The organism is Patulibacter sp. NPDC049589, from assembly GCF_040675535.1.
In the GTDB taxonomy this organism is placed as follows: Bacteria; Actinomycetota; Thermoleophilia; order Solirubrobacterales; family Solirubrobacteraceae; genus Patulibacter.
In genome coordinates, this window is the sequence record NZ_JBFAPC010000319.1 from 1 (window position 1) to 2234 (window position 2234).

The 2234-nt window shown below is 69.0% G+C and carries 2 protein-coding genes; both read left to right on the top strand.

The features are described 5' to 3' along the window. Nucleotides 1-147: 147 nt before the first annotated feature. Entirely contained in the window at nt 148-1086 is a 939-nt protein-coding gene (locus AB0L40_RS27660) for a helix-turn-helix domain-containing protein (protein ID WP_364361999.1), read from the top strand. Nucleotides 1087-1208: 122 nt separating this feature from the next. Continuing rightward, a partial coding sequence (locus AB0L40_RS27665; RefSeq protein WP_364362001.1) for a glutathione-independent formaldehyde dehydrogenase occupies nt 1209-2234 on the top strand: 1026 nt, incomplete at its 3' end.

Consider the following 2234-nt stretch of genomic DNA (forward strand, 5'->3'; position numbering starts at 1 on the left):
CGTTGAACTGCTCGGCGGTGTCGGGCTTGGTCTTGAACTGGATGACGAGTCCGGGACGGGCCATAAGAGTGCTCCTTCGCGTTGTGAGACCTCACGTTCCCACTTCCGCTCCTCCTCGATGCGACGCGTTTCGTATCGTTTGCGCCAATGCATGTCGGCGTCGTCGCGATCCCCGGGACCTTCGACTCGGCGCTCACGAGCGTTCTCGACATCTTGCGGGTCGCCGAGACGCTGCGCCGGTCTGTCGACCGCGACATTCCGCCGGTCCGGACGACCGTCGTCGGGCTGCGCCCGTCCGTGCGGACCGCCGGCGGCCTCATCGTCGAGGCCGACCGTGCCCTCGACTATGGACTGACCGACTACGACGTCCTCGTCGTCCCCGCGCTGGGCGCGCTCTCGGCGTCGGCGGTGGAGGACGCGCTCGCGCTGCCGCCGGTCCGCGAGCTCCGCGCCGCGCTGCGCGACAGCCCCGACGCGGGTCTGCCGCGGCTGGCCGGCGCGTGCACCGGGACGTTCCTGCTCGCCGAAACCGGCCGGCTCGACGGCGCCACGGCGGCTACGAGCTGGTGGCTCAACGAGACGTTCCGGGGCCGCTATCCGCGGGTCGACCTGGACACCACGCGCATGGTCGTCCGCAGCGGAAACGCCCTCACTGCGGGAGCCGCGTTCGCACACATCGATCTGGCGATCAGCCTCGTCTCCGAGGTCTCCGAGCGACTCGCCGAGACCGTGGCCCACCGCCTCCTCATCGACGAGCGCCCCACCCGATCGATCCACGCCCTCCACGGGCACCTCGCCGCCACCGACGCGCTGGTCACGCGCCTCGAGGACGAGGTCCGGCGCCGCATCGCCGAGGACCTCTCCGTGTCCGACCTCGCCGACACGCTCAACGTCACCCGACGCACGCTGGAGCGCCACGTGCGCCAGCGGACTGGGGCGACTCCCAATCAGCTCATCCGCCGTCTCCGTGCCGAGCGTGCACGACACCTGCGCCGCACCACCGACCTGACGATGGACCAGATCGCTTCACAAGTGGGCTACGCCAACGCCACCACTCTCGGCCGACTTCTCGTCAGCACCGCCTGAACCGAAGCGCCCCGACACCGGACGAGGGCCTCGCACTGCGGGTACGCGGTCCGTCAGGTTCGATTCCACGCATCCGCTTTCCGGGGCCGGGTACGAGTAGGACCCGCCATCAAGGAGCTCCTATGAAGGCTTTGGTCTACAACGGTCCCCGCGACGTCTCGATCAACGAGGTCCCCGACGCGAAGATCGAGCGTCCCAACGACGTGGTCGTGAAGCTCACCACCACGAACATCTGCGGGTCGGACCTGCACATGTACGAGGGCCGCACGGACCTCGAGCCCGGCAAGGTCCTCGGCCACGAGAACATGGGCGAGATCGTCGAAAAGGGCGACGGCGTCGAGACCCTGCAGGTCGGCCAGCGCGTCGTCCTGCCGTTCAATATCGGCTGCGGCTTCTGCAAGAACTGCGAGGCCGGGAAGACGGGCTACTGCCTGACCGCCAACCCCGGCACGGCGGGCGCGGCCTTCGGCTTCGCGGGCATGGGCCCGTACGACGGCGGGCAGGCGGAGTACCTGCGCGTGCCGTTCGCGGACTTCAACTGCCTGCGGCTGCCTGAGGGCGCGGAGGAGAAGGAGCTCGACTACGTGATGCTGTCGGACATCTTCCCGACCGGCTGGCACGCGACCGAGCTCGCGGGCCTGCAGCCCGGTGAGTCGATCGTCGTCTACGGCGGCGGCCCCGTCGGCCTGATGGCCGTGCACTCCGCGGTCATCAAGGGCGCCTCGAAGGTCATGCTGGTCGACTTCCACGACGACCGCCTCGCGCTCGGCGAGCAGCTCGGCGCGATCCCGATCGATCCGCGCAAGGGCGACGTCGTCGAGCAGATCCTCGAAGAGACCCGGGGCGAGGGTGCGGACCGCGGTGCCGAGTGCGTCGGCTACCAGTGCCACGACCACCACGGCACCGAGATCCCGAACCTGACGATGAATCAGCTCGTCGCGGCCGTCCGCCCGACCGGCGGCATCGGCGTCGTCGGGCTGTTCCTGCCCGAAGATCCGGGTGCCAAGGACGACATGGCCAAGAACGGTCAGATCGCCTTCGACTACGGCAACTTCTGGTTCAAGGGCCAGCACGTCGCCAACGGCCAGGCCAACGTCAAGCACTACAACCGCCGGCTGCGCGACCTCATCACCGAAGGCAAGGCCAAG

What these genes read in the sequence shown, in the direction of transcription:
- AB0L40_RS27660 (WP_364361999.1), top strand. Translation starts at nt 148, where the DNA reads ATGCATGTCGGCGTCGTCGCGATCCCCGGGACCTTCGACTCGGCGCTC.